Annotated in this window: 18 protein-coding genes and 1 riboswitch; of the genes, 12 read left to right on the top strand and 6 right to left on the bottom strand. The window is 62.5% G+C overall.

Features of this window, described 5'->3' with window-relative positions:
* Nucleotides 1-148: 148 nt before the first annotated feature.
* Nucleotides 149-1,066 (top strand): UDP-3-O-acyl-N-acetylglucosamine deacetylase, encoded by a 918-nt coding sequence (lpxC, locus tag GYH35_RS18400; RefSeq protein ID WP_161813052.1) that lies wholly within the window; start codon nt 149-151, stop codon nt 1,064-1,066.
* Nucleotides 1,067-1,089: 23 nt separating this feature from the next.
* Here lpxC and GYH35_RS18395 read toward each other — a convergent pair whose 3' ends face one another.
* On the bottom strand, nt 1,090-1,416 hold the full coding sequence (locus GYH35_RS18395; protein WP_161813053.1) for a DUF721 domain-containing protein: 327 nt from the start codon (nt 1,414-1,416) through the stop codon (nt 1,090-1,092).
* Nucleotides 1,417-1,483: 67 nt separating this feature from the next.
* Nucleotides 1,484-1,589: riboswitch (cyclic di-GMP riboswitch) on the top strand.
* 251 nt (nt 1,590-1,840) lie between these two features.
* On the opposite strand from GYH35_RS18395, the gene GYH35_RS18390 reads away from it, so the two are divergent.
* The 7 genes from GYH35_RS18390 (at nt 1,841) to GYH35_RS18360 (ending at nt 10,211) form a co-directional block, all read left to right on the top strand.
* Nucleotides 1,841-2,749: a M23 family metallopeptidase gene (locus GYH35_RS18390; protein WP_235936811.1), complete on the top strand. Its 909-nt coding sequence runs from the start codon at nt 1,841-1,843 to the stop codon at nt 2,747-2,749.
* Between the two features lie 167 nt (nt 2,750-2,916).
* Nucleotides 2,917-5,667, top strand: coding sequence for a preprotein translocase subunit SecA (secA, locus tag GYH35_RS18385; protein WP_161813055.1), 2,751 nt, complete (start codon nt 2,917-2,919; stop codon nt 5,665-5,667).
* 114 nt (nt 5,668-5,781) lie between these two features.
* Nucleotides 5,782-6,420 carry a hypothetical protein gene (locus GYH35_RS18380; RefSeq protein ID WP_161829196.1) on the top strand — a complete coding sequence of 213 codons (639 nt, stop codon included), beginning with the start codon at nt 5,782-5,784 and terminating at the stop codon, nt 6,418-6,420.
* Nucleotides 6,421-6,481: 61 nt separating this feature from the next.
* A complete protein-coding gene (locus GYH35_RS18375; RefSeq protein WP_161829195.1) occupies nt 6,482-6,835 on the top strand; it encodes a hypothetical protein in 354 nt (117 codons plus the stop codon).
* Between the two features lie 38 nt (nt 6,836-6,873).
* Nucleotides 6,874-7,374 carry a hypothetical protein gene (locus tag GYH35_RS18370; protein WP_161829194.1) on the top strand — a complete coding sequence of 167 codons (501 nt, stop codon included), beginning with the start codon at nt 6,874-6,876 and terminating at the stop codon, nt 7,372-7,374.
* Nucleotides 7,375-7,497: 123 nt separating this feature from the next.
* The gene (gene katG, locus GYH35_RS18365; protein ID WP_161829193.1) at nt 7,498-9,717 is read left to right on the top strand and encodes a catalase/peroxidase HPI; all 2,220 of its coding nucleotides are present in this window, start codon (nt 7,498-7,500) and stop codon (nt 9,715-9,717) included.
* 104 nt (nt 9,718-9,821) lie between these two features.
* On the top strand, nt 9,822-10,211 hold the full coding sequence (locus GYH35_RS18360; RefSeq protein ID WP_161829192.1) for a (deoxy)nucleoside triphosphate pyrophosphohydrolase: 390 nt from the start codon (nt 9,822-9,824) through the stop codon (nt 10,209-10,211).
* 3 nt (nt 10,212-10,214) lie between these two features.
* On the opposite strand, the gene GYH35_RS18355 is transcribed toward GYH35_RS18360, so the two are convergent.
* On the bottom strand, nt 10,215-11,174 hold the full coding sequence (locus tag GYH35_RS18355; protein ID WP_161829191.1) for a FecR family protein: 960 nt from the start codon (nt 11,172-11,174) through the stop codon (nt 10,215-10,217).
* Nucleotides 11,171-11,803, bottom strand: coding sequence for an RNA polymerase sigma factor (locus GYH35_RS18350; RefSeq protein WP_161829190.1), 633 nt, complete (start codon nt 11,801-11,803; stop codon nt 11,171-11,173). Before GYH35_RS18350 ends, GYH35_RS18355 begins: the two co-directional genes overlap by 4 nt.
* A 22-nt stretch (nt 11,804-11,825) precedes the next feature.
* On the opposite strand from GYH35_RS18350, the gene GYH35_RS18345 reads away from it, so the two are divergent.
* Nucleotides 11,826-15,074, top strand: coding sequence for a TonB-dependent receptor (locus GYH35_RS18345; RefSeq protein ID WP_161829189.1), 3,249 nt, complete (start codon nt 11,826-11,828; stop codon nt 15,072-15,074).
* 2 nt (nt 15,075-15,076) lie between these two features.
* Nucleotides 15,077-16,864 (top strand): gamma-glutamyltransferase, encoded by a 1,788-nt coding sequence (ggt, locus tag GYH35_RS18340; RefSeq protein ID WP_202624404.1) that lies wholly within the window; start codon nt 15,077-15,079, stop codon nt 16,862-16,864.
* Here ggt and GYH35_RS18335 read toward each other — a convergent pair.
* Complete coding sequence (locus GYH35_RS18335) at nt 16,857-19,151, bottom strand: S9 family peptidase (RefSeq protein WP_161829188.1); 2,295 nt, start codon at nt 19,149-19,151, stop codon at nt 16,857-16,859. The two genes, ggt and GYH35_RS18335, sit on opposite strands and share 8 nt — an antisense overlap.
* Nucleotides 19,152-19,262: 111 nt before the next feature.
* Here GYH35_RS18335 and GYH35_RS18330 point away from each other — a divergent pair, with 111 nt between their 5' ends.
* Nucleotides 19,263-21,485, top strand: a complete 2,223-nt coding sequence (locus tag GYH35_RS18330) for a prolyl oligopeptidase family serine peptidase (RefSeq protein WP_202624403.1) — start codon at nt 19,263-19,265, stop codon at nt 21,483-21,485.
* Here the strand turns inward: GYH35_RS18330 and yacG are convergent.
* Nucleotides 21,482-21,676, bottom strand: coding sequence for a DNA gyrase inhibitor YacG (gene yacG, locus GYH35_RS18325; protein ID WP_161813065.1), 195 nt, complete (start codon nt 21,674-21,676; stop codon nt 21,482-21,484). The two genes, GYH35_RS18330 and yacG, sit on opposite strands and share 4 nt — an antisense overlap.
* Nucleotides 21,677-21,683: 7 nt before the next feature.
* The gene (gene zapD, locus GYH35_RS18320) at nt 21,684-22,595 is read right to left on the bottom strand and encodes a cell division protein ZapD (protein WP_161829187.1); all 912 of its coding nucleotides are present in this window, start codon (nt 22,593-22,595) and stop codon (nt 21,684-21,686) included.
* A gap of 84 nt (nt 22,596-22,679) precedes the next feature.
* Between zapD and GYH35_RS18315 the strand changes: the two genes are divergently transcribed.
* Nucleotides 22,680-23,411 (top strand): DUF481 domain-containing protein, encoded by a 732-nt coding sequence (locus tag GYH35_RS18315; protein WP_161813067.1) that lies wholly within the window; start codon nt 22,680-22,682, stop codon nt 23,409-23,411.
* The last annotated feature ends 24 nt before the right edge of the window (nt 23,412-23,435 follow it).

The following is a 23,435-nucleotide window of genomic DNA, read 5'->3' as shown; positions in this document are numbered from 1 at the left end:
GGTGCCCCAGGAACTTCGCTGTACGCTGGCAAGTCGATTCATCAGGACGCGGGAAGTCCCTTTTCGATGTAAGCAAAAGTAACGGCAAGTCAGAGGCTTGCCGTTCACTTGCTGGCAGTGTTAGGGTCTGCGCCGCTTGGAAAACCGCATGCTCAGACAACGCACCCTCAAGAACACCATCCGCGCGACCGGCGTGGGCCTCCACTCCGGGAAAAAAGTGCTGATGGTGCTGCGACCGGCGCCGGTGGACACCGGCGTTGTGTTCCGTCGCACCGATCTGAACGAGCCGGTGGACGTGCGCGCGTATGCCGAAAACGTCGGCGATACCATGCTCGGCACCTCCCTGTTCAATGGCGATGTCCGGGTCAACACGGTCGAACATTTGCTGTCGGCATTTGCCGGTCTCGGCCTCGACAACGCCTATGTGGACCTGTCCGCCGAAGAAGTCCCCATCATGGACGGCAGCGCCGGTCCGTTCGTGTTCCTGCTGCAGTCGGCGGGCATCGAAGAGCAGCCCGCCCCGAAACGTTTCGTCCGCATCCTCGCGCCGCTGGAAGTGCGCGATGGCGACAAGTGGGCGCGCTTCGAGCCGTACAACGGTTTCAAGGTCAACATGGAGATCGAGTTCAATCACCCGGTCTTCAAAAAGCGCTCCCAGACCGCGTCGATGGACTTCTCCACGACGTCTTATTTGAAAGAGATCAGCCGCGCGCGCACCTTCGGCTTCATGCGCGACCTGGAATACATGCGCTCCAAGAACCTGGCGCTCGGCGGCACCCTGGACAATGCCATCGTGCTGGACGAGTACCGGGTGTTGAACGAAGACGGCCTGCGCTACGAGGACGAGTTCGTCAAACACAAGATCCTCGACGCCATCGGCGACCTGTACCTGCTCGGCAAGAGCCTGATCGGCGAATTCAGCGGCCACAAATCCGGCCACGCGCTCAACAATCAGCTGGTCCGCAAGCTGATCAACACGCCGAATGCGTGGGAGCCGGTGACCTTCGACAACATCAAAGACAGCCCGATTTCTTATGTACCGGCTGCCGCGATGGTGAGCGCCTAGGCGTTCAGCGCAGAAATCTGCCGTTAGCGCTGAGTCGGGCCCGGCGTCTTCCGGCCGACGCGAACTTTTACTTTTGTGACTTGCTTCTCACCCGGGTTAGGGGTGGCGCGATTTAACACTTCCAACAATTGCGCCTGGGCATAACGAATCTGCGGGCACCAGGCCGCCGAGTCCGCCAGCACCACCAGGGTATCGCCGCGGCAACTCGCTGACACCACATGATCTTTTTCCGGCCCCGTGAGCGCCTCGCGGATCTTCTCTGTGAGCTCGACATGCGCCGCCACGCGCTGCTCCAGCTGCGCGAATAACGGGCCAACTGTCTCGCCCAGCGGTTTGAAACGATCAGTCATTCGCTGAAAGCACCGTTCTGGGCGCCAGGCGCTTGATCTTTGTACGCGTCGTTATGCATATTCCGGCCACTGTTAAGGGCAAACCCGTCGAAAGGCGGGGACGCAAAGCCACCGGTCTACGGCAGCAGGCACGCCAGTGAAGCGAGCCGCGCCACGATAGCGGGGTTGCCAGGATGTACAACACGAACATTCGGTTCTACGTCCACCGCAGTCCTGCTCGAGCCAAAGGCTGGCAAAAGTCACGCCTTTTGCCAGACGTGTCGAAAGGGCCTCGGCCGCTTTCGACCAGAGAGATAGACCGGCTCGTATCGCCGCTGGAAACCCCATGGTTCCAGGCGGGTGTGAACGTATTGTCGTGCCGCCAGTGGCAAGCTGGCCGTTTAGGGCGCGAAAGAGAGAAGGTAGTGATCAAATGAACGTCATCGTGTTCTCGAAGCGCTTCGGCAAGGCTCGCCAATTCGAGCTTGGCCGTCCGTTGGCGATGACGGTGACGATCTCCTCGGTGGTGTTGGTGCTTGCGGGCGTGCTGTTCGCCGGCATCCAGCTCGGCCGCAGCGGCCTGGTCCTCGACCCCGCCGCGCAGGTCACGGAGTGGGGCGGCAAGCTCGAGCAACAACGGCTCGATATCGCCAATGCCCGGCGCGACCTGCAGGAACGGCTCGACGCGCTGACCAGCCGGGTCGGCCAGATGAATGCGCATGTGATCCGCCTCGACGCCCTCGGCCGCCGGCTCACCGAAATGGCCAATCTCGACAAGGGCGAATTCAATTTCGATAGCGAGCCCGCCGTCGGCGGTCCCGAAGGCCTGGTGGAAAGCGCCACCGTCGCCGCCCCCGAGCTGACCGCCATGCTCGATGACCTGACCCACCAGATCCGCGATCGCGAGCGCCAGCTGAGCGTGCTGGAGAGCATGATCTCCACGCGCAACCTGAGCCGCCAGGTAGTACCGGACGGCCGGCCGGTGCTGCAGGGCTGGATTTCCTCGCACTTCGGCTATCGCGCCGATCCGTTCACCGGCCGTAACGCCTATCACCGCGGCATCGATTTCGCCGGCCCGGCGGGCTCGCAAGTCGTCGCGGTCGCCTCGGGCGTGGTCACCTATTCCAAGGACCGGTTCGGCTACGGCCGGACCGTGGAAATCAATCATGGCAACGGCTACGTCACCCGCTACGCGCACAACCAGAAGGCGCTGGTGCAGGTGGGCGAGACCGTGCAGAAAGGCCAAGCCATCGCGCTGATGGGATCCACCGGCCGCTCCACCGGCCCGCACCTGCATTTCGAGGTGCTCAAGCAGGGCCGTGCCGTGGATCCGATGACATTCGTCCGGCGCTAAAAAGCGCCTGCTCGGCTTGTTTTCGCCCCGATTGCCCCCAGCCTGACGCCGCCCGGTGTTCAGCATGGCACGACCTTAATTAGAGTCGCCGGGCGCGCGTGTACAATAACGGGCTTTTCCCAACAGGCTTTAGCGGGCCCTGAAGGCCCCTTCCCCGGAGTTTCAGCGTGGCGAATTGGCTGACCCAGCTGTTTGGCAGTCGCAATCAGCGGCTTTTGAGCGGCTATTCCAAGATCGTCGGCAAGACCAACGCCCTGGAAGAATCCTTCCGGGCGCTGTCCGACGAGCAGTTGCAGGCCAAGACGGCGGAGTTCCGCCAGTTGCTCGACCAGGGCAAGACCTTGGACGACATCGCGCCCCAAGCCTTCGCGGCCACGCGCGAGGCTGCGCGCCGGGTGCTCGGCATGCGGCACTTCGATGTGCAGATCATCGGCGGCACGGTGCTGCATCAGGGCAAGATCGCCGAAATGCGCACCGGCGAAGGCAAGACGCTGATGGCCACCCTGGGCGCGTACCTCAATGCGCTGCCCGCCAAGGGCGTGCACGTGGTCACGGTCAACGAATACCTGGCCTCGCGCGACGCCGATTGGATGGGCCGGGTTTATCGCTTCCTCGGCCTCACGGTCGGTGTGATCAAGAGCGGCCAGAGCTCGGACGAGAAGCGCGCCGCCTACGCTTGCGATATCACCTACGGCACCAACAACGAATTCGGTTTCGACTACCTGCGCGACAACCTCGCGTTCCGCCTCGAGGACCGCGTGCAGCGTGGCCTCGCGTACGCCATCGTCGACGAAGTGGACTCCATCCTCATCGACGAAGCCCGCACGCCGCTGATCATCTCCGGCCCCGCCGAAGAGAGCACCGAGCTCTATCTGCGCATCAACGAGCTGGCGCCGAAGCTCAAGCGCCAGGAAAGCGAAGAAGGCGAAGGCGACTACTGGGCGGACGAGAAGTCCCGCCAGGTCCATCTGTCCGATGTCGGTCACGAGCACGCCGAGCAGCTGATTGCCGAAGCCGGGTTGTTGCAGCCGGGCGAGAGCCTGTACGACGCGGCCAACATCCGCATCATGCATCACTTGAATGCGGCGCTCCGCGCGCATTCGCTGTATCACCGCGATGTCGAATACATCGTCCGCAACGGCGAAGTGATCATCGTCGACGAGTTCACCGGCCGCACCATGCCGGGCCGCCGCTGGTCGGACGGTTTGCATCAGGCCATCGAAGCGAAGGAGCGCGTGCGGGTCCGCGAAGAGAACCAGACGGTCGCGTCGATCACGTTCCAGAACTACTTCCGAATGTATTCGAAGCTGGCCGGCATGACCGGCACGGCCGATACCGAAGCGTTCGAATTCCAGTCGATCTATGGCCTGGAAGTGGTCGTCATCCCGACCAACAAGCCGATGATCCGCAAGGATCACCCCGACTTCGTGTATCTCACGCAGAAGGACAAGTTCGAAGCCATCATCGAAGACATCCGCGACTGCGTGGCGCGCGGCCAGCCGGCGCTGGTCGGCACGACGTCCATCGAAACTTCCGAGCTGCTGTCGAAGCTGCTGGAGAAGGAAAACATTCCGCACCAGGTGCTGAACGCCAAACAGCACGAGCGTGAAGCATTGATCGTCGCGCAGGCCGGCCGCCCCGGCACTGTGACCATCGCGACCAACATGGCCGGTCGCGGCACGGACATCGTGCTCGGCGGCAACCTGGAAGTCGAATTGCAGGGCATGGGCGAGGTCGATGAAGCGACCCAGGCCCGCGTGCGCGACGAATGGAAACAGCGTCACGAGGCGGTGCTCGCCGCTGGTGGCTTGCACATCGTCGGCACCGAGCGTCACGAGTCACGCCGTATCGACAATCAGCTGCGCGGCCGTTCCGGCCGTCAGGGCGACGCGGGCTCGAGCCGTTTCTATCTGTCGCTCGAAGACAACTTGATGCGCATCTTCGGCGATCCCGAGCGCGTCAAGCGCTGGCTGCAGACCGCCGGCATGAAGGAAGGCGAAGTGATCGAGAGCCGCATGCTCTCGAAACAGATCGAGCGCGCCCAGCGCAAGGTCGAAGCGCACAACTTCGATGCCCGTAAGAACCTGCTCGAATACGACGACGTTGCCAACGATCAGCGCAAGGTGATCTACGCGCAGCGCACCGATCTGATGGCCGCCGAGGAAGTGGGCGACGCCATCGCCGGCATCCGTCACGAAGTGGTCAATGCGTTGATGGATCGTTACGTGACGCCCGGCAGCCTGGAAGAGCAGTGGGACCTCGAGGGCTTGAAGCAGGCGGTCGAGAAGGACTTCGCCGTCGGCATCGATCCCAAGGCCTGGCTGGAAGCGGACACGAACCTGGTCGAGGAAGGGCTGCGCAAGCGCGTCCACGAGATCATCGACAAGGCCTACGAGGACAAGGTGGAGATGTACGGCGCGCCGGTCGTGCGTCACATCGAGAAGGCCATCATGCTGCAGCAGTTGGATTCGCACTGGCGCGAACACCTCGCTGCGATGGACTACCTCCGCCAGGGCATTCACCTGCGCAGCTACGCGCAGAAGAATCCCAAGCAGGAATACAAGCGCGAAGCCTTCGAGCTGTTCACCGCCATGCTCGATCGCATCAAGCACGACACCGTCTCGATGCTCTCCCGCATGCAACTGCGCACGCAGGCCGACGTCGAACGCGAAGAGCGCGAAGAAGCCGAGCGCCAGGCTCGCCTTGCTCGCGCCTTGCAGTTCCAGCACGCTGCTCCGGAGCAGCTCACTTCCCCAACCGCCCCTGCCGAAGAGCCGCAGCCGATGGCCGCTGCTTCAGGCGAGCCCGTCGCGCAGTTCGTGCGTGAGACCAAGAAGGTTGGACGGAACGAGTTGTGCCCGTGCGGCTCGGGGAAGAAGTTCAAGCATTGTCATGGAGCGCTGGCCGGACAAGGCTAGCCGCGCTCGACAGGTATCGTTCGAAACCAAACGCGCCGGGTTCTCCACCCGGCGCGTTTTTATTTGTGCACAACGAGATATGATCGCGGCAGCGGGGACTGAGGGGATGGCTCGATGCCGGGAAAACGATTCGTGGTCTGCCTGTCGCTCCTGATCGGAGCGAGCATCGCGTCCGCTTACGAGCCGGATGTGACCCAGCAGCGCGATGAGACTGTCGCCGGCGCCTCCGATCGTTTGATTCCGGACGGCTCCGCAAGCGTCCGTGGGCGATGCATGCGCTGCCTCGCGGAGTTCGGTCGATATCCTTCCTCCGAGCCGGCCTCCGAATGGCAGATCCAGCTGGAGGATAAGAAATATGTGCTGAGCAGCTGGCGGCTGGTCAATCCCAAATCCGATGTGGATGCCCGGCAAGTCGACGTGCTGCGTTTCGAGGTCAGCAGGCAGTTCGCCGAAGTCGTGTACGACATTTGGGCGAACAACATTCTCGAAGCGAGATACACCCGGCACGCGCCCTCCGGCGCCGATGCCGTGAGCTATCGGTTCCGGACCCATCTGAAAGGGGTGGGCTGGCCCAGCGCAAGAACCGGGGTCGCGAACAAAGATCTTCCGCCCAAGTGGTTGGTGGACACCGGCGAGGAGATCCTGACGCTGGCGCGCGCCAAGAGTCCGAAAGAGACTCCGGTGCTGGCGAAGCTGCAGGCGGCGAGGAAACGTTTGAACGAGTACTATCATCCGCCGCCGCGTACTCAATAAGAGGAGTCGACAGCGGCCAGTCGGTACCTCACATCGCACAGGATTGAACAAGGAGACATCGATGTCCAAGTTTGCACGCGGCGTTCTCATGGCAGTGATGTGTTGCCAGTTTGGAGCGGCGAATGCCGCTGCGTACGGCATCGGTCAGCTCGGGCCGATCGGCGGTCAGGGTTTAGGTCCCAATCTGGTTTATTTCGCCCTATCGCCCGCGCCCGTCAATCGGGCGGCCTGCAATAATCACATCAGCTACCAATTCGTCATCGATATCTCCAACGCCGATGGCAAGGCGCTCTATTCGTCGCTGCTGATGGCAAAGGCCAGCGGCCTTTCGGTCGCCGTTCAGGGCACGGGCGTTTGCCATCCCGGCACGCAGATGGAAACCGTGAGCTATTGGATCCTCCAGCCGGAGCAATAGCTCTCAACGTCGTTTGCGAAATCAATCAAGGAAAGAACGTGACTCCACATCAGATCCTGATCGTCGGAATTCGGGTGCTGGTCATCTTCTGGTTTCTCAGCCTGATCGGCCAGGCCGCGGCCCTTCCGGGCACAATCCAGAACACAGACATCTCTGCGAAGCCATTTCTGATCACACTGGTGCTGCAGCTGGTCGCGATCGTCGTGCTCTGGCTGTTTCCTGCCACGCTCGCGTCGAAGTTGCTTCGGGCCAGCAACGTTCAGGTGCAGCCGAGCGCGGTGCCATTCGATGAGTGGCGCGATCTCGTGTTCGTCGGCGTCGGTGTCTTCGTGCTGGCGCGCGCCATTCCCGACATCATCTACTGGTCGATCCTGGCGCTGGCGCCGGAGTCCTCGTTTCCCGATTTCTCGTTCGAGCAGCAAGCGAATCTCGTGTTGTCGCTAATCGATCTCACGATCGGACTGACTCTGACGCTGGGGGCTAAAGGAATCGCAGCTCTGATTCAGAAGGGTAGACGCGTCGGTGTGCCGCAGACCTGACTGCGTCTGCCTATCGCCGGCATAGCAAACATACATTGGACCCACGATTGTTGGATCTCTAGCTTGGCGCCCGCCTCGCTGCGGGTGGCGAGGCGCTTATTGAGAACGTCAATTGGAGATCCAATGTCAAAGAGAATCCCTTCGCTGGTGACCGCCTGTGTGGTGGGCATCCTGTCGATTGCGCCGAGCCTGGGAAGCGCGCAAACGGCGGTGCCCGACAACGATTATTGGTGGCCCAACCGACTGAACCTTGCGCCGCTGCGCCAGAGCGAGAATTCCGCGAATCCCCTAGGCGCCGACTTCGATTATGCGAAGGCGTTTGCCAAGCTCGATCTCGATGCGGTCAAGAAGGATCTCTCCACTGTCATGCGCACGTCGCAGGATTGGTGGCCGGCGGATTATGATCACTATGGACCGTTCTTCATCCGCATGTCGTGGCATAGCGCAGGCACGTATCGCGCAGTCGATGGACGCGGCGGCGCCGACGGCGGCTTCCATCGCTTCGCGCCGCTGAACAGTTGGCCCGACAACGCGAGCCTCGATAAGGCACAGCGCCTGTTGTTGCCGATCAAACAAAAGTACGGCAGCGCGCTGTCGTGGTCCGACTTGATCGTGCTCGCTGGCACGGTCGCGATGGAAGACATGGGATTCAAGATTCTTGGCTTCGCTGGCGGTCGTGTGGACGGCTGGCAGTCCGCGGAAGTCAACTGGGGGCCGGAAGGCCAGTGGCTGACCGACAAGCGTCACAGCGGCAAGCGCGAACTCGCGCGTCCGTTAGGCGCGAGCGAAATGGGTTTGATCTACGTGAATCCGGAAGGCCCGAACGGCAAGCCGGATCCGCTCGCCGCCGCGCATGACATTCGTCAGGCGTTCGGCCGCATGGGCATGAACGATGAAGAAACCGTCGCGCTGATCGCCGGCGGTCACAGCTTCGGCAAAGCGCACGGCGCGCACAAAGCGAAGGACTGCGTCGGTCGCGAACCGGAAGCGGCGAGCATCGAACAGCAAGGCTTGGGCTGGCAGAACAAGTGCGGCACTGGCAAGGGCGCAGACACGGTCACCAGCGGTTTGGAAGGTGCGTGGACCGTCAGCCCTGCACAGTTCACTCACAATTTCCTGCAGAACCTGTACGCCTTCGATTGGGTGCAGACCAGGAGCCCGGGCGGCGCCACGCAGTGGATTCCTTCGAATCCCGCCGCGGCGAACCTCGTGCCGGATGCGCACGATCCGACCAAGCGTCACGCGCCGATCATGCTCACGACCGATCTGGCGCTCAAGGAAGATCCGTCGTATCGCAAGATCACGCAGAGTTGGTTGAAGAACCCGCAGGAGTTCGAGGCCGCCTTCGCGCGTGCCTGGTTCAAGCTCACGCATCGAGACATGGGTCCGACGACGCGCTACCTGGGCAAGATGGCGCCGAAAGAAACATTCGTCTGGCAGGATCCGGTGCCCGCGGTCGATCATCCGCTGATCGATGAAGTGGATGCTTCTGTATTGAAGTCGCAGATCCTCGCCTCGGGTCTCACGATTCCGGAACTCGTCCGCACGGCGTGGGCGTCGGCAGCATCGTTCCGTGGCACGGACATGCGAGGTGGCGCCAACGGTGCGCGCATTCGCTTGGCGCCCGAGAACAGCTGGGCGGTGAATCAGCCGCAGGAACTGGCTCGCGTGCTGCCGGTGCTGGAAGGCATTCAGAAACGTTTCAACAGCGCTCAGCGTGACAAGAAGCGAGTTTCGCTGGCGGATGTAATCGTGTTGGCCGGCGGCGCGGCGATCGAGAAGGCCGCGGCGAATGCGGGCCATGAGGTGGCCGTGCCGTTCGCTCCGGGCCGTACCGATGCGACGCAAGCCATGACGGATGTGCAGTCGTTCGCGCTGCTCGAGCCAACTGCCGATGGTTTCCGCAACTACCTTGCGAAGGGGAATGCGCAGCCGCCAGCTGAAGCGCTGGTCGAACGCGCATCGTTGTTGAACCTGACCGTGCCGGAAATGACGGTGCTGGTCGGTGGCTTGCGTGTGCTGAAGGCGAATGCCGGCGGCGCCACGCATGGCGTGCTCACGACGCGGCCGGAAAGCCTGACCAATGACTTCTTCGTGAACCTGGTCGACATGTCGACCGAGTGGAAGCAGTCCGGCGAGGGCATCTACGAAGGCCGCGATCGCAAGAGCGGCGCCGTGAAGTGGACTGCCACGACGGTGGACCTGGTCTTCGGTGCGAACACGGAGCTGCGCGCCGTGTCCGAGCACTATGCGTCCAGCGATGCGAATGAGAAGTTCGTGAAGGACTTCGTCAACGCCTGGACCAAGGTGATGACCCTGGATCGCTTCGATCTGCGGAGCTGATGCGATGCCGTGGGCAGGGGGTTAGCCTCCTGCCCACGAGCGGGCCGGCAAATTCGTCGTATGATTCGCCCCGTCGATGCATTGGCAAAGAGAGTGGGTTGCGAATGATTCACGTCGTCGCCGGCGCCCTGTTCGATGAGCAGGGTCGCGTCCTGATTGCACAACGGCCTCCCGGCAAGCACATGGCCGGCGGTTGGGAATTCCCCGGCGGCAAGGTCGAGCCCGAAGAGCAGGCGCTCGCGGGTTTGCAGCGTGAGTTGCGAGAAGAGCTGGGCATCGAAGTCCTCGATGCGACGCCGCTGATCGCCTACGAGCATGGCTACTCGGATCGTCGAGTGCTGCTCGACCTTTGGCTGGTGTCGCTCTACACCGGCGAGGCAAGGTCGGTGGAAGGTCAGCCGCTCAAATGGGTGACGCTCGATGAGCTCGAAACCGTCGGCTTGCTGGAAGCCGACCGCCCGATGATTCCAGCGCTACGCGAGGCGCGCCGCTGACGGTCAGCTCGCGTCGATGGTGATCGCGTCGTCGGTGCGGGTGACGCGCACGGGCAGGATATCCGGCAGGCGGTCGACGAACTGTTCGATCTGTTCCACACGCAAGCCAGCAGTGACACGCAGCTTGCCGGCCTCAACAGAGCTGAGTGTGACATTGGGTCGATAGCGCGCCAGATCCGAAACGACTTCCGCGAGAGTGGCGCCGTCGTACACCAGTCTGCCTTCGCGCCACGCCGCCACTTCGCTGCCATCCACTTGAGTGACTTCCGTCATTGCGCCATCGGGCAGCACGTCGATGCGTTGACCGCGCGTGAGTGCGCCTGATCGATTGTTGACCGCGACGACGCCTTCATCGACCGCCACGCGAACGTGACTGTCGCTGACGCGCACGTCGAAACGAGTGCCGACGACTCGAACGGCCGTGCCCGGCGCCGCGACATGGAAGGGACGAGCCGGATTCTTGGCCACATCGAAATAGGCTTCGCCCTGCTCGAGCCGCACCCGGCGCTCACTGTCACTGAAACTCACGATAGCGTGCGACCGTGCACCAAGAGTCAGCGTGCTGCCATCCGTCAAGCGAATCGCACGCACTTCCCCGAGCTGCGTTTGATATTCCTCCGTCTGCAACGCGGCGGTGGTCACAGGCTGTTGAACGGATTGTGGCTGCGACAACAGGAGTGCAATCGCGAGTCCAGCCGCTGCGGCCGCTGCGGCCAGCGGCAAGAATCGACGCGTTGTTTTCGCAGCCGGCCGCGGCGGCACCGGCTCCAGTTCTTTGAGTTGACTCAGCGTGGAGATATCACGCCACAGCATGCGCAAGCCGTCGTAAGCGCGTTGATGTCGAGGATCGGCACGCAGCCAGGCGCTGAAGCGGGCGCGATCGGCCTCGTTGGCTTCGCCCGACTGCAGCAGTGCCAGCCATTCGCGGCACTCGCGCTTGATCCTGGTGACGTCGCCGCTCATTCGTAGGCTTCCATTGCCGCTTCGATGGTTTCCAAGGCGCGCACGATCTGCCGTCGCACATCCGACTTCGACGAGCCGATGCGCTCGGCAATCTCGCTGTACGACAGATCGTGCAGCCGGTTGAGCAGCAACGCCTGTCGCTGCCGTTTCGGCAGATTCTCGATCGCCTTTGACAACGCAGCGGCGCGTTCCTGCGCCAGCGCGATGCGCTCGGGAGAGAAATCATCAGTCTGAGCGCCCTCATCCCGGGCGGCGCTTTGCGAATGTCGGTCGGCGTGCTTGCGATGTCGAGCGATATCAAGCGCGATGTTGCGCGCCGTTGTATACAAGAAGGCGCGTGGATTCTCGACGGCCTGCTGGTCGTCGATCGACAGATAACGCGCAAACGCCGATTGTGCGACGTCCTGAGGATCCGGCGCCCGAGCGCCGCCGAAGGTCGCGCGAATGTGACGGCACAGATCGTTCCAATAGCGCTCGTACAGCTGTTTCAGCTGCGGGCGCTCGTCACGATCCGCGGAGGTAATGCTGTCGAGAGAAACGCCGGCCACGGCTGGTCTGAACCCAAGTGCGATGACACTTGCGTGCGAAAGTACGTGGGCGATGCGGTGCCGGTCAAGAGAGGTTGGCACGATCGGCTCGCTCGAACGTCTCATGCACGGTTACAAAAAATACGGGGAGTCGGCGCGCTTTACACATGCGGTCCAGGTGACTGCGCGCCATGCATTCATGATCCGACGCAGCGTTCGTTCCTTTCTGCCGAAGCTTACCTCCACTGTCGCCGTGGCCGCGCTGATGCTCGGTGCGGCCAACGTTGGCGCCGCCGAAGCTGAGCGCAATTTCGATATTCGCGTGCAAGAACTGTCGCGCGCCTTGCTGGCGTTCTCACAACAGTCCGATCTGGTGGTGGTCGCTGCCGCCGATCTCGTCGCCAATCTGCCTGCGCCTGCCGTCACGGGACGGATGACGCCAGAAGACGCGATCGAACGTTTGTTGCGCGGCTCGGGGCTGCAATATGTCAGGGACAAAGATGGCACTATTCGTATTACCCGCGCCGAGGTCGCGGCAGCGGGGGAGTCCGCAAGACGCGATGAGGTGGAACCCGCGGCGGTCGAAGAAATCGTCGTTACCGGATCTCACATTCAAGGCCCGGTGGCCGCGGGGATTCTGCCGGTCTCGGTGCGTTCGAGCGAAGACATCGCCGCGGTCGGCGTGCTCACCGCCGATCAGTTGATCGCTTCATTGCCGCAAGCGGGCGGCCAGAATTTCAACAACGAACAACAGGGGCCGAATCAAGCGCGCGGCGACGTTGCTTCAGCAAACCTCCGAGGTCTGGGATCGGGCAATACCCTGGTGCTGTTGAATGGCCGGCGCATGGTCATGCATCCGACCACGCAGCAGGAGGACGGTGTGCCGGTGCAGATCGTCAACGTCAATACGATCGCGCCATCCTCGGTCTCCCGATTGGAGTTGCTGCGCGATGGCGCGGCCGCCATCTACGGCGCTGACGCGACCGCAGGCGTGCTCAATTACGTGCTCGACTCGGACTACGAAGGGTTGGAAGTCGGCGCGCGCTACGGCTTTTCCGAAGGCACCGACTTCGATGAGACTTCGTTCGACGTGAAATCCGGCTTCTCGTTCAATGAGGGTCGCAGCCACGTCACATTGTTCGGCTCGTACATGCATCGCGCGCAGATGATGGCGAGCGAGCGTGACTATGCCGGGACTAATAATCGCAGCGGCTTCGTCTCCTCGCAGTACGCATCGAACTTCAACGATGCCTCGACGATCGCACCCTGGCTGCGCGGCCGGGTGACGACGCCGGTCACCGGCTTCGGCACGGCATTCACGCAGTTTCATATTCAGCCTTGCGGGTTGTCCGGGTCCGATGCGGCCGTGCCGGGAACATCGGGAGCGTGTATCGACGGCGGTTCCTCGTCACTGGATGCGTCGTTGCGCACGGACGAGGGCTCGATGTCGACCATGACGCCCGAGTCGAATCGATTCAATCTCATGAGCACGCTGACGCACGAGTTCGATTCCGGCCTCGAAGCGTTTGGCGAGCTGATGTACTACGGCGCCGACTCGACGGCAGTGCGCGGCGGCTCCACCGATCTCACATCGGCGCCGTTGACCGTGTCGGCCAACAATCCCTATAACCCGTTCGGCTCCGGTCCAGGCCGTCTGGCGGGCTACACTGGCCCGGCGCAAGCCGTGCAGATTGCCGGTATCCGGGTATTCGACGCGGGCAATCGACGCATCGAAGTCGAATCGAATGCATGGCGAGTGCTCAGCGGCTTGCGTGGCGACATTGGCAGATGGAATTGGGAAACGGCTGCGTTGTATTCGCGGGCGAATACCGAAGACGTTGAGTACAACCGCGTCAGCAACACCGCGCTGCAGGCGGCGCTGAACAGTTCGGATCTGGCCACCGCTTACAACCCGTTCAACGGCGGCGATCCCAGCAATCCCGCCGTCGGCGATTCGACCTGGAATCCCGCCAGCGTCACCGATCCGCTGCGAATCAATGTGTCGCGCGATAGCACGGCGACGCTGACGTTGGCCGACGCCAAGATCTCCAGTCCGGAGGCGTTCACTGTTCTCGGTCGCGATATCGGTTTGGCGGCCGGCGTCGAGTGGCGTCGCGAGACGTACGACGACGACCGGGATCCGCGCATCGACGGCACCATCAACTTCGTATCGACCAGTGGGCTCGTCACGAGCGACGTGATGGGCACGAGCCCGACGCCGGATACCGAAGGTTCGCGCAATGTCACCTCCGCCTACGTGGAGTGGCAGGTGCCGTTGGTGCTGCCGGAGCAAGAGATTCCGTTGATGCAGGCGCTCAACACGCAGATCGCCGCTCGCTACGAGAAATTCTCGGACATCGAGGATGACGTGTTGAAGCCCAAGGTCGCGATTGCCTGGGAAGTGAAGGATTGGCTGCAACTCCGTGCCGGGTATGCGGAGGGTTTTCGTGCGCCGAACCTGGAGCAGATCAATGCAACCGAGATCCGCCGGGTCGAAGAGAATCTGACCGACTTGTACTTGTGCGCGCTAAACCAGGGCGCCACCTCCATCGCAGCCGTGAATCAGAGCGCGTGCGGTGCGTTTCGTTATAACGTCGAAGACATTCGGCGCGGTGGCGACAAGCTGAAGCCCGAAGACAGCGAGACGATCAGCTATGGCTTCGCGCTGGAGCCCATCGATCGCCTTACGTTGACCGTCGACTTCTGGCGCATCGAGCAGACTGGCCTGGTCGGCGTGTTCTCGGCCATCGACCATCTCAACCTCGACGCTGTGCGCCGGCTCGAACAGGGCAGCAGCGATCCGGCGCTGGAGCGCAATGCGCAGGGTCAGCCTGTCCGCATCTTCAATGAGTTCCTGAATCTGACCTCGCGCGTGGTGCGCGGCGTCGATGTGGCCGTGAGCTATGACTTCGAGACTGCGATCGGCGACTTCCGCACGATGCTCGACTGGTCGCGGCTGACACGCTTCGATGTCTCGCCGTCATCGGAAAGCGCCGAGTTGCTTGCGGCCGGTCTGCCTGCGACCGCAGGCGGCTCGTTGCTGGAGCGCGATGACAATCCCCGCAATCGCGCGTCGGCGACGTTCAGTTGGCGGCGCGGCGATGTGGGTGCGACGTTGTTTGCCCGCTATGTGGGCGAGGTCGAGGATTCGACGGCGTTGGATTATCCAGTCGACGATTGGCTGATCTTCAATGTCTCGGGCAGCTACACGCTGCGCTCCGGCTGGCTGGATGCGACGACCGTGCGACTCGGTGTGAACAACGTGTTGAACGAAGATCCGCCGCTTGCGGACGAGCCTTTCGGTTACTTCGCGACGCTGCACGACAATCGTGGCCGCTATTGGTACCTGCAGTTCACGAAGTCGTTCGAGTGAGCATGGCCGAGATGAAGCTGTTCAGCGCTGGGTGGCTGGCGTGCGGGCTGTTGTGTGCGGCACAGGCGGTCGCGTCCTCCGCTAACGTCTGTTCCGATCCTGCTCGCGACGGCAGTTCGGCGCAGCGGGCAGTCGATGCGGCGTCGTACAACATTCGCTACGACAGCATCGATCATCCGGTCATCGGTCGCGAAGGCATGGTGGCCACGCAAAGCGAGCTTGCGTCGGCCATCGGCGCGCAGGTGTTGCGCGATGGTGGCAATGCGGTGGACAGCGCCGTCGCAGTCGGCTTCGCGCTGGCGGTGACATTGCCGCGAGCGGGCAATCTTGGCGGCAGCGGGTTCATGTTGCTGCACCTGGCGGAAGAGAAGCGCACGATCGCTTTGGAGTACTACTCGCAGGCGCCAGCAAGCATTCGCATCGAACAGTTGCGTAAGCCTGACGGCACGGTCGATGAAGAAAAACGGTACAGCCGTTTGGGTGCGGGCGTTCCGGGCACGGTCGCCGGGCTGTGGCACGTCCATCAGAAGTATGGAAAGTTGCCCTGGAAGCGCTTGCTACACCCGGCGATCGATCTCGCCGCGAAGGGCATCGTCGTCAGCGAAGACTTCGCCTATGCGCTCGATGTACGGCGTGACCGGCTCAGCCGCGATCCCGCTGCCGCGAAGGCGCTGTATAAATCGAATGGGGAGTCGTATCGCGCGGGTGAGCGTTTTGTGCAGAAGGATCTCGCGTGGTCGCTGCGGGAGATTTCCAAGGGCGGCGCCGATGCGTTCTATCGAGGCAGCATCGCGCGCAAGATCGTTGCCGACATGCAGGCGAACGGTGGCGCGATCACCCTGGACGATCTCGGCCGCTATCAGCTTCGCGAGCAGGAGCCGATCTGGAGCGACTATCGGGGCTATCGTCTGGCATTGATGCCGCCGCCGGCGTCAGGCGTGTTGCTTGCGGAGTTGCTCAATGTCATCGAGAACTTTCCGATGAAGGACCTGGGCTCCAACAGCGTCGCGAGCATTCATGTGATCGCCGAGGCCTCGAAGCGCGTGTTTGCGGATCGCGGTGTGTATTTCGGCGGTTATCCGGACTACGAAGTGCCGGTGAGCGGGTTGACCAGCAAGGAGTACGCGCGCTCCCTGGCTAAGAACATCGATCTCACGAAGTCGACCGACACGGCGGCTTTGAAGGCCGGCGATCCGATGCGGTACGAGAGCCGGGATACGACTCATTACTCGATCATGGATAGCGCGGGTAATGCGGTCAGCAACACCTACACGCTCGGGTCGTCGTTTGGAGCGCACGTGATGGTCGCGGGCACGGGCATTCTGCTCAACGATCACATCTACAACTTTGCATTGCATGCCGGGCCGGTGATTCCGCACAGCTTGGATACGAGTGTGGCAAACGTGCTGGCGCCGGGTAAGCGTGCGACCTCGGCGATTACGCCGGTCATCGTGTTCCGTGGCGAGCGGCCTTATCTGGTGAGTGGCTCACCGGATGGCGCGCGCATTATCCCAGCGATGGCGCAGTTGCTGGTCAACGTGATCGACCATGGTTTGAATGTCGCCGAAGCGACGGGCCGGCCGCGCGTGTTTCAGAACATGACGTCGGGTGAGCTGGAACTCGAGCCGGGTCATCCAGCGGATGTCGTTCGACTACTGCAGGAGCGCGGCCACAAGGTGAAGCCCGTCGGCAACATGGGCAGCACGCAGTCAGTGATGTGCACGAACGGCCGCTTCCTCGGCGGCGCCGACACGCGCCGCCCGGATGCGTTGGCGATCGGGGTCAACTAGTTTCGTCGGAATCGGCCAGCTCTCGCCCAAAGAACCGCAACACCATCTCATAATAGTGCCGCCCCTGCTGCGGCATCCTCACCAGCCCGTGCTTGCCGCCGGGATACGTCATCACGTCGAATGGCTTGTTCAACGACTGCAACGTTTGCATCAAGCGCGTGCTGTGCGTGAACAGCACGTTGTCGTCGGCCATGCCGTGCACCAGTAGCAGCGAGCCGTGGAGTGAGTCGGCGTAAGGGAAGACTGCGCTGCTGCGATAGCCTTCGGCATTGTTTTGCGGGGTGCCTAGATAACGTTCGGTGTAGTGCGTGTCATACAGCGCCCAGTCGGTCACAGGCGCGCCAGCGATACCGGCGCGGAACGCCCTGGTGGTGGTCAGGCCCATCAGCGCCATGTAGCCGCCGTAGCTCCATCCCATGATGCCGATGCGGTCGCCTGCGACGAACGGCAGCGATTGCAAATATTCGACACCGCGCAGCTGATCTTCGATCTCGACTTTGCCGGTGCGGCCGGCAATCGCGCTCTCGAACGCATTGCCTCTGAATCCCGAGCCGCGATTGTCGAGCGTCAGCACCACGAATCCGTTCTGCGCCAGCACCTGGCGGAACAAGCCCTGAGCGGCACGGGCGCCGCCCATCCAATCCTTGCGCACGTTCTGCACGTGCGGGCCGCCATAGACATCGATGATGGCCGGATAGCGCTTGCCGGCCACCAGGTTCGCCGGCTTCATCAGCCGATAATAGAGCTGCTGTCCATCGCTCGCCGTCACCGAGCCGAAGTCTTCGGCGACCTGATTGGAAACATACGGGTAGTACGGGTGGGTCGCGTCGAGCGGATTCCTGAGCAGCCAATGCTGAAGCGAACCGTCGGGTTTGCGCAGGCTCGCCGAGGGCGGCTGGTCTGGCGAGGAATGCAGATCGAGATAGCCCCGACCGCCCGGCAGCAGCTTCGCATCGTGCCAGCCTGCCTCGCGAGACACGCGCGTGACGTTGCTCGATGTATCTTTGGTCAACGACGTCCAATACATATGCCGCTCGAGCGCCGAATCCTTCGAGCCCAGGAAATACACGCGGCCCGCGGCTTCGTCGACGCCGACCAGGCCATTCTCGGAGCCGTCGCCTACGACCATCCACTCGCCGGCGGTCAGCGGATGCAGCAGCTTGCCGTCGAAGTCGTACAGGTACAAATGCTTGTAGCCGGAGCGACGGGAGCTCCAGATGAAGTGCGGCTTCGACTGCAGGAATTTGAAGTCATCGCTCAGCTCGACCCAATGCGGGTTCGTTTCGGTCAGCAGCACGCGAGACGCGCCACTCGCGATGTCGATCCTGAGCAGCTCGAGCTTTTTCTGATCGCGTGTCTGGCGTTGAACTGCGAGCGCCTTCGAGTCCGGGAACCATTTGAGGCGCGGCAGATACCCGTCGCCCAGGCCGAGCTCGATATCTTTGATCTTCGAATTTGCGAGCGTGACGACCTTCAGCTCGACTTTGGTATTGGCAGTGCCGGCTGCCGGGTAGCGCTGACGAAACATGCGCGCGCCATCGGCGTTGATCTCGAAACGTTCGACTTCCTGCACCGGCGTGTCGTCGATGCGAGTGAACGCGATATGGGAATCGTCGGGCGACCACCAGTAGCCCGTATCGCGCCCCATCTCTTCCTGCGCGACGAATTCGGCCACGCCGTTTTGCACCAGGCCGGCGCCATCGGTCGTGATCGCCTGCTCCCGGCGGGTGCGCAAGTCGATCACGAACAGATTCTGGTCGCGAATGAAACTGACGTAGCGGCCGGCAGGCGAGATCTTCGCGTCGGTCTCATAGGAGGCGCTGTGAGTGAGCCGAGTGACCGGCTCGCTCTTTGCGTCCAGATCGTACAGATACAAATCGCCGCCCAGCGGAATCAGCAGACGTTTGCCGTCGCTGGAGAATTCGTATTCGACGATGCCGCGCAGCGCGGCGGTGCGCTGCCGTTCACGCCGGGCCTCTTCTTCGGCCGAGAGCTTTTCGTCGTCGCCGACCAGCTTGCGCGAGTCGACCAGTACACGGGCCGTGCCGTTGCGGGTATCGAAGGCCCACAGATCGAGCTGATCCTTGTTGTCGGCCTTGCCCTGCAGATAGGTCACGTAGCGGCCGTCGGGCGAGAACTTCGGCTCGCGTAGCCGAGGTCCGGCGAGATCGGGATCCGCGAAAATACGGGCGACGGTCAAGGGTTCGGCGTGGCTGGATTGGCTGGACAAGCAAAGGCCCATCAGGCAGGTCGCAAGGATCGCGACGTTGGTCGTTGTATACCGCATGAGAGTTGCGCCGGAAATGGAATGACGACGTTACACTAAGCCAGGCTCCAAGGCAGGAGCCGGCGCCTGGTCGCGCCCACCCCGTCATTTTAAGTGTCGAGCGAGAGAACCATGCAAAGGAAGATTCAGCTCTTATTGCCCGCCTTGCTGTTGCTTGGCGCCTGCGGAGTGGAGCCGGCCAAGCAGGCCTCCGACGACCCCGCGCCCCTGACCGCCAGCACGTCCGCCACGCCCACTGCGATGAACCCCGCCTTCAAGTATCCAGCGACGCGACGCATCGACCATATCGACACGTACCACGGCACGCAGGTCGCCGATCCCTATCGCTGGCTGGAGCAGGCCGAGAGCGTCGACACCCAGAGCTGGATCCAGGCGCAGAACGCGCTGGCTCAGCCGTACCTCGAGTCCATCCCGGCGCGCGAACGCATCAAGCAGCGCATGACGCAGCTGTGGAACTACGAGCGCTACGACGTTCCGCTGAAGCGCGGCAAACGCTACTTCTACCTGCGCAACGACGGTCTGCAGAATCAGAGCGTGCTCTATATGACCGAGCGGCTCGATGCGCAGCCGCGTGTGCTGCTCGATCCCAATCAACTCAGCAAGGACGCGACGGTCGCGCTCGGCGAGTTCGTGCCGAGCCCGGACGGCCGCATCGTTGCATACAGCCTTTCCGACGGCGGCACCGATTGGCGGACGTGGCATTTCCGCGATGTCGAGACAGGCAAGGATCTGCCCGACGTATTGCGCTTCATCAAGTTCGTGCCGGTGGCGTGGACGGCGGATTCCAAGTCCGTTTATTACGCGCGCTTTCCGCTGAAGGCGGATGGCCAGGGCGACGACAGCAAACAGCGCGAAGTGTTCTGGCACAAGCTCGGCGCCGACGTCGCGAAAGACCCGCTGATCTTCAAAGTCACGGATCATCCCACCCGCAATCCGTACGTGCAGATCTCGGACGACGGTCGTTACGTGATCTTCTGGCTGTACGACGGCTCGCAGTCCACGGGTATTTACTATCGCAAGCTGGGTCGCGACGGCGCGCCGGTCGGAGAGACGGTGCGGCTGATCGACAGCTTCGACGCGAACTATCAGTTCATCGCCGAGATCGACGATGTTTTCTATATCCGCAGCAATTCGGGCGCGCCGAATGCGCAAGTGGTTGCGATGCCGGTGAACGGCAAGAAAGAAACGCGCGTCGTCGTGCCGGCGGGGCCGTTCTCGGCCGATGAGGTTTCCATCGTCGGACGCCGCATCATCGTGCGCTATCTGCAGGATGCTTATTCGCTGGTGCGCGTGTTCGATCTCGACGGCAAGGTCCAGTACGACGTGAAGTTGCCGGGCCTGGGCACGGCGCAGGGCTTCGAAGGCGGCGTGGACGACAACGAAACCTTCTTTGCGTACGCGGACTTTCTGACGCCGATGTCGATCTCACGCCTGGATCTCGCGACCGGCGAGACGCAAGTATTCCGCGCGCCGAAGCTGGCCGCGGACACCAGTCAGTTCGTGGTCAAGCAGGTGTTCTACAAGAGCAAGGACGGCACCAAGGTGCCGATGTTCATCGCGCACAAGAAGGATCTCGCGCTGACCGGGCAGAACTTCGTGCAGCTGTACGGTTATGGCGGTTTCAACATCGCGCAGCAGCCGTCGTTCAGCGTGCCGGTGCTGGTGTGGCTCGAAATGGGCGGCGTCTATGCGGTGGCCAATTTGCGCGGTGGCTCGGAGTACGGCGAGGCCTGGCATGAAGCGGGCACCAGGCTGCAAAAGCAGAACGTGTTCGACGATTTCATCGCGGCTGCCGAGTACCTGGTGGCCGAGAAGTACACGTCGCCCGCGAAGATCGCGATCCGCGGCCGCAGCAACGGCGGCTTGCTGGTCGGCGCAGCACTGACACAGCGTCCGGATTTATTCGGCGCGGCGCTGCCGGCCGTCGGCGTGCTCGACATGCTTCGCTATCACACGCCCAGCGCCAATGCGCGCCAGTGGTCGAGCGATTACGGGCTCAGCGAGAATGAAGCGGAATTCCGTGCGCAATTGGCGTACTCGCCGCTGCATAACGTCCACAAGGTCTGCTATCCGCCGACGCTGGTCACCACGGCGGATCGCGACGACCGCGTCGTCCCGTGGCACAGCTACAAGTTCGCGGCAACGCTGCAGGAGGCGCAGAGCTGCGCCAATCCGGTGATGCTGCGAGTGGAGACCCGGGCCGGCCATGGCGCCGGCAAGCCGGTGTGGATGCAGATCGAGGACTACGCCGACCAGTGGGCGTTCCTGGTCAAGTCATTGCACATGGAGGACGCGGGCCTGCTGTCCCAGCGAACTGGGGCAGGGGCCAACTAGTCGTCTTCCTGGCCGCCGCCGCGTTTCGGGCCATCCTCGGTTTCGATGACCTCGCCGGGGATGGCGTGCTTCTCGGCGGCCCAGGCGCCCAGGTCGATGAGCTTGCAGCGCTCGCTGCAGAAGGGACGCCAACGGGAGGCTTCCGTCCACTCCACGGGACGGTCGCAGGTGGGGCAACGGACCACGGTCATGACAGGCTCAAGTACAGACGGCGAGCTGGAACTGCACATCCTCTGTGGCTTGAACTGGCCGCGAATTCACATCGTTCCACGACAGGAAGCGGATGCTGCAGCGATGGTGGCTGCCGCTGATCTCCGGGAACAGCTGGGTGCCGGCGGGCAGCGCCAGGCGTAGCAGCTGACAGGGATTTTCGCGATCGAACGCGATCTGGAAGGTGCCGCCGGTGGCGACTTCGGGCCGGGGCCGCGCCGCCTCGCGCGTCAGCCAAAGCAGCTCGGTGACGGCATCGCAGAGCGGCCGGATGGTGGCCATCCAGTCGCCAAACGCCTTGGAACGCGCCGCGAAAGGCTGGTCCAGCCAATGTCGGTAATCGGGCAGGTCGAACTCGCAGGTGCCGCCGGGAATGGTGCTGCGATGCTTGATCGAATTCAGGAATTCCGAGTCGCGCAGCCGCTGCATGAACAGCGCGCCCACCGAATTGAGCTCGGTCCTGAGCCGCGTCAGATTGCTCAGCACGGCCTTGAGGCGCGAGTTGTCCACGCCGGCGCGGCTGGCATAGTCGTGCATCACGGTCATCTGCCGCTCGAGATCCTTCAGCACTTCGCTGCGGATATCGCCGCGCGCCGTAATTGCCAGGATTTCCAGCAGCGCGCTCATGGCGGCGCGGGTCGACCACGGGTCTTCGCGCTCTTCGTGGAACAGCGCCTGCTGATACAAAAAGTCCAGTCGCAAAAAGGTACGCATCCGCTCATTGAGCGGCTGCTCATAGACGGGGCCGGTCTGGGCGGCGCGTAGGCTATCGGACGAGGTCATCCTGTGGATTGTGAAGCACTGGCCGGCAGTTGAAAAACCCTTTTTGATTCGGCTGTCGCCGGCGGGCGGATGCGTCGGCAGAGAGCGACGGGGAACTCGCTGCGCGGTTGGAAGCATTTACGTATTCTGCTTCCATGTTGCGCCCGCTATTTTCCCGCGTTCCTTCGTGGGGCGGGCGCTTTTGTTTACGGAGTTCTATTGATGCGACGATTGTTTTTCGCGGCCACGGTATTGGCCGCCGCGCTGCCGGCGCATGCGGAGTGGACCGGCAAATCCGAAGCAGGCCTGGTGATTGCCAGCGGCAACACCAACACCGAGACAGCCAACGCCAGGCTCAATCTCCAGTACGAAACCGAGAAGTGGAAGAACACCGTCGGCGGCGCTGCGCTCTATGCGTCCGATGAGGACGGCAAGACCGCGAATCGCTGGGAAACGTTCGGCGAGCTCGGTTGGAAATTCACCGAGCGCAATTTCGTGTTCGGCGCCGGCCGTTATGAAGAGGACGAGTTCAGCGGTTTCGACTACCAGGCCACCCTGTCGGGCGGCGTGGGCCGCCGCTTCCTCGACAACCCGACCACGACCATGGTCGGCACGCTCGGCGCCGGTTACAAGTTCTTCGAAACGCGCGACGCGTTCGACGACGTGACCGGCGTTTTGCTCGAGGAGGGGCGCAGCGACAGCGAAGTGGTGTTCCGAAGCACGATCGACTTCGAGCACAAGTTCACGGCCACGACGTCGCTGATCGACAAGTTCATCGTCGAGTCCGGCGCGGACAATACGTTCGTGCAGAACGACATCTCGCTGCAGGTGAAGATGACGGACGTGCTGGCGCTGGCGGTGGGCTACGGGGTGCGCCACAACTCGAACCCGCCGGTGGAGTTCAAGAAGACCGATACGTTGACCACGATCAACCTGGTCTACGACATCAAGTAGGCATGAAGGAGGCGGGCGGCCTTC

The organism is Steroidobacter agaridevorans, from assembly GCF_009932555.1.
GTDB classification, from domain to species: domain Bacteria; phylum Pseudomonadota; class Gammaproteobacteria; order Steroidobacterales; family Steroidobacteraceae; genus Steroidobacter; species Steroidobacter agaridevorans.
The sequence above is the reverse complement of the archived record's forward strand: the minus strand, read 5'-3'. Positions and strand labels throughout refer to the sequence as shown.

Coding starts and splice junctions, on each gene's coding strand:
- katG (WP_161829193.1), top strand. CDS start 7,498: ATGTCAAAGAGAATCCCTTCGCTGGTGACCGCCTGTGTGGTGGGCATC.
- yacG (WP_161813065.1), bottom strand. CDS start 21,676: ATGACCGTGGTCCGTTGCCCCACCTGCGACCGTCCCGTGGAGTGGACG.
- GYH35_RS18330 (WP_202624403.1), top strand. CDS start 19,263: ATGCAAAGGAAGATTCAGCTCTTATTGCCCGCCTTGCTGTTGCTTGGC.
- GYH35_RS18360 (WP_161829192.1), top strand. CDS start 9,822: ATGATTCACGTCGTCGCCGGCGCCCTGTTCGATGAGCAGGGTCGCGTC.
- GYH35_RS18335 (WP_161829188.1), bottom strand. CDS start 19,151: ATGCGGTATACAACGACCAACGTCGCGATCCTTGCGACCTGCCTGATG.
- zapD (WP_161829187.1), bottom strand. CDS start 22,595: ATGCTTCCAACCGCGCAGCGAGTTCCCCGTCGCTCTCTGCCGACGCAT.
- GYH35_RS18395 (WP_161813053.1), bottom strand. CDS start 1,416: ATGACTGATCGTTTCAAACCGCTGGGCGAGACAGTTGGCCCGTTATTC.
- lpxC (WP_161813052.1), top strand. CDS start 149: ATGCTCAGACAACGCACCCTCAAGAACACCATCCGCGCGACCGGCGTG.
- GYH35_RS18380 (WP_161829196.1), top strand. CDS start 5,782: ATGCCGGGAAAACGATTCGTGGTCTGCCTGTCGCTCCTGATCGGAGCG.
- GYH35_RS18355 (WP_161829191.1), bottom strand. CDS start 11,174: ATGAGCGGCGACGTCACCAGGATCAAGCGCGAGTGCCGCGAATGGCTG.
- ggt (WP_202624404.1), top strand. CDS start 15,077: ATGGCCGAGATGAAGCTGTTCAGCGCTGGGTGGCTGGCGTGCGGGCTG.
- GYH35_RS18345 (WP_161829189.1), top strand. CDS start 11,826: ATGCACGGTTACAAAAAATACGGGGAGTCGGCGCGCTTTACACATGCG.
- GYH35_RS18315 (WP_161813067.1), top strand. CDS start 22,680: ATGCGACGATTGTTTTTCGCGGCCACGGTATTGGCCGCCGCGCTGCCG.
- GYH35_RS18375 (WP_161829195.1), top strand. CDS start 6,482: ATGTCCAAGTTTGCACGCGGCGTTCTCATGGCAGTGATGTGTTGCCAG.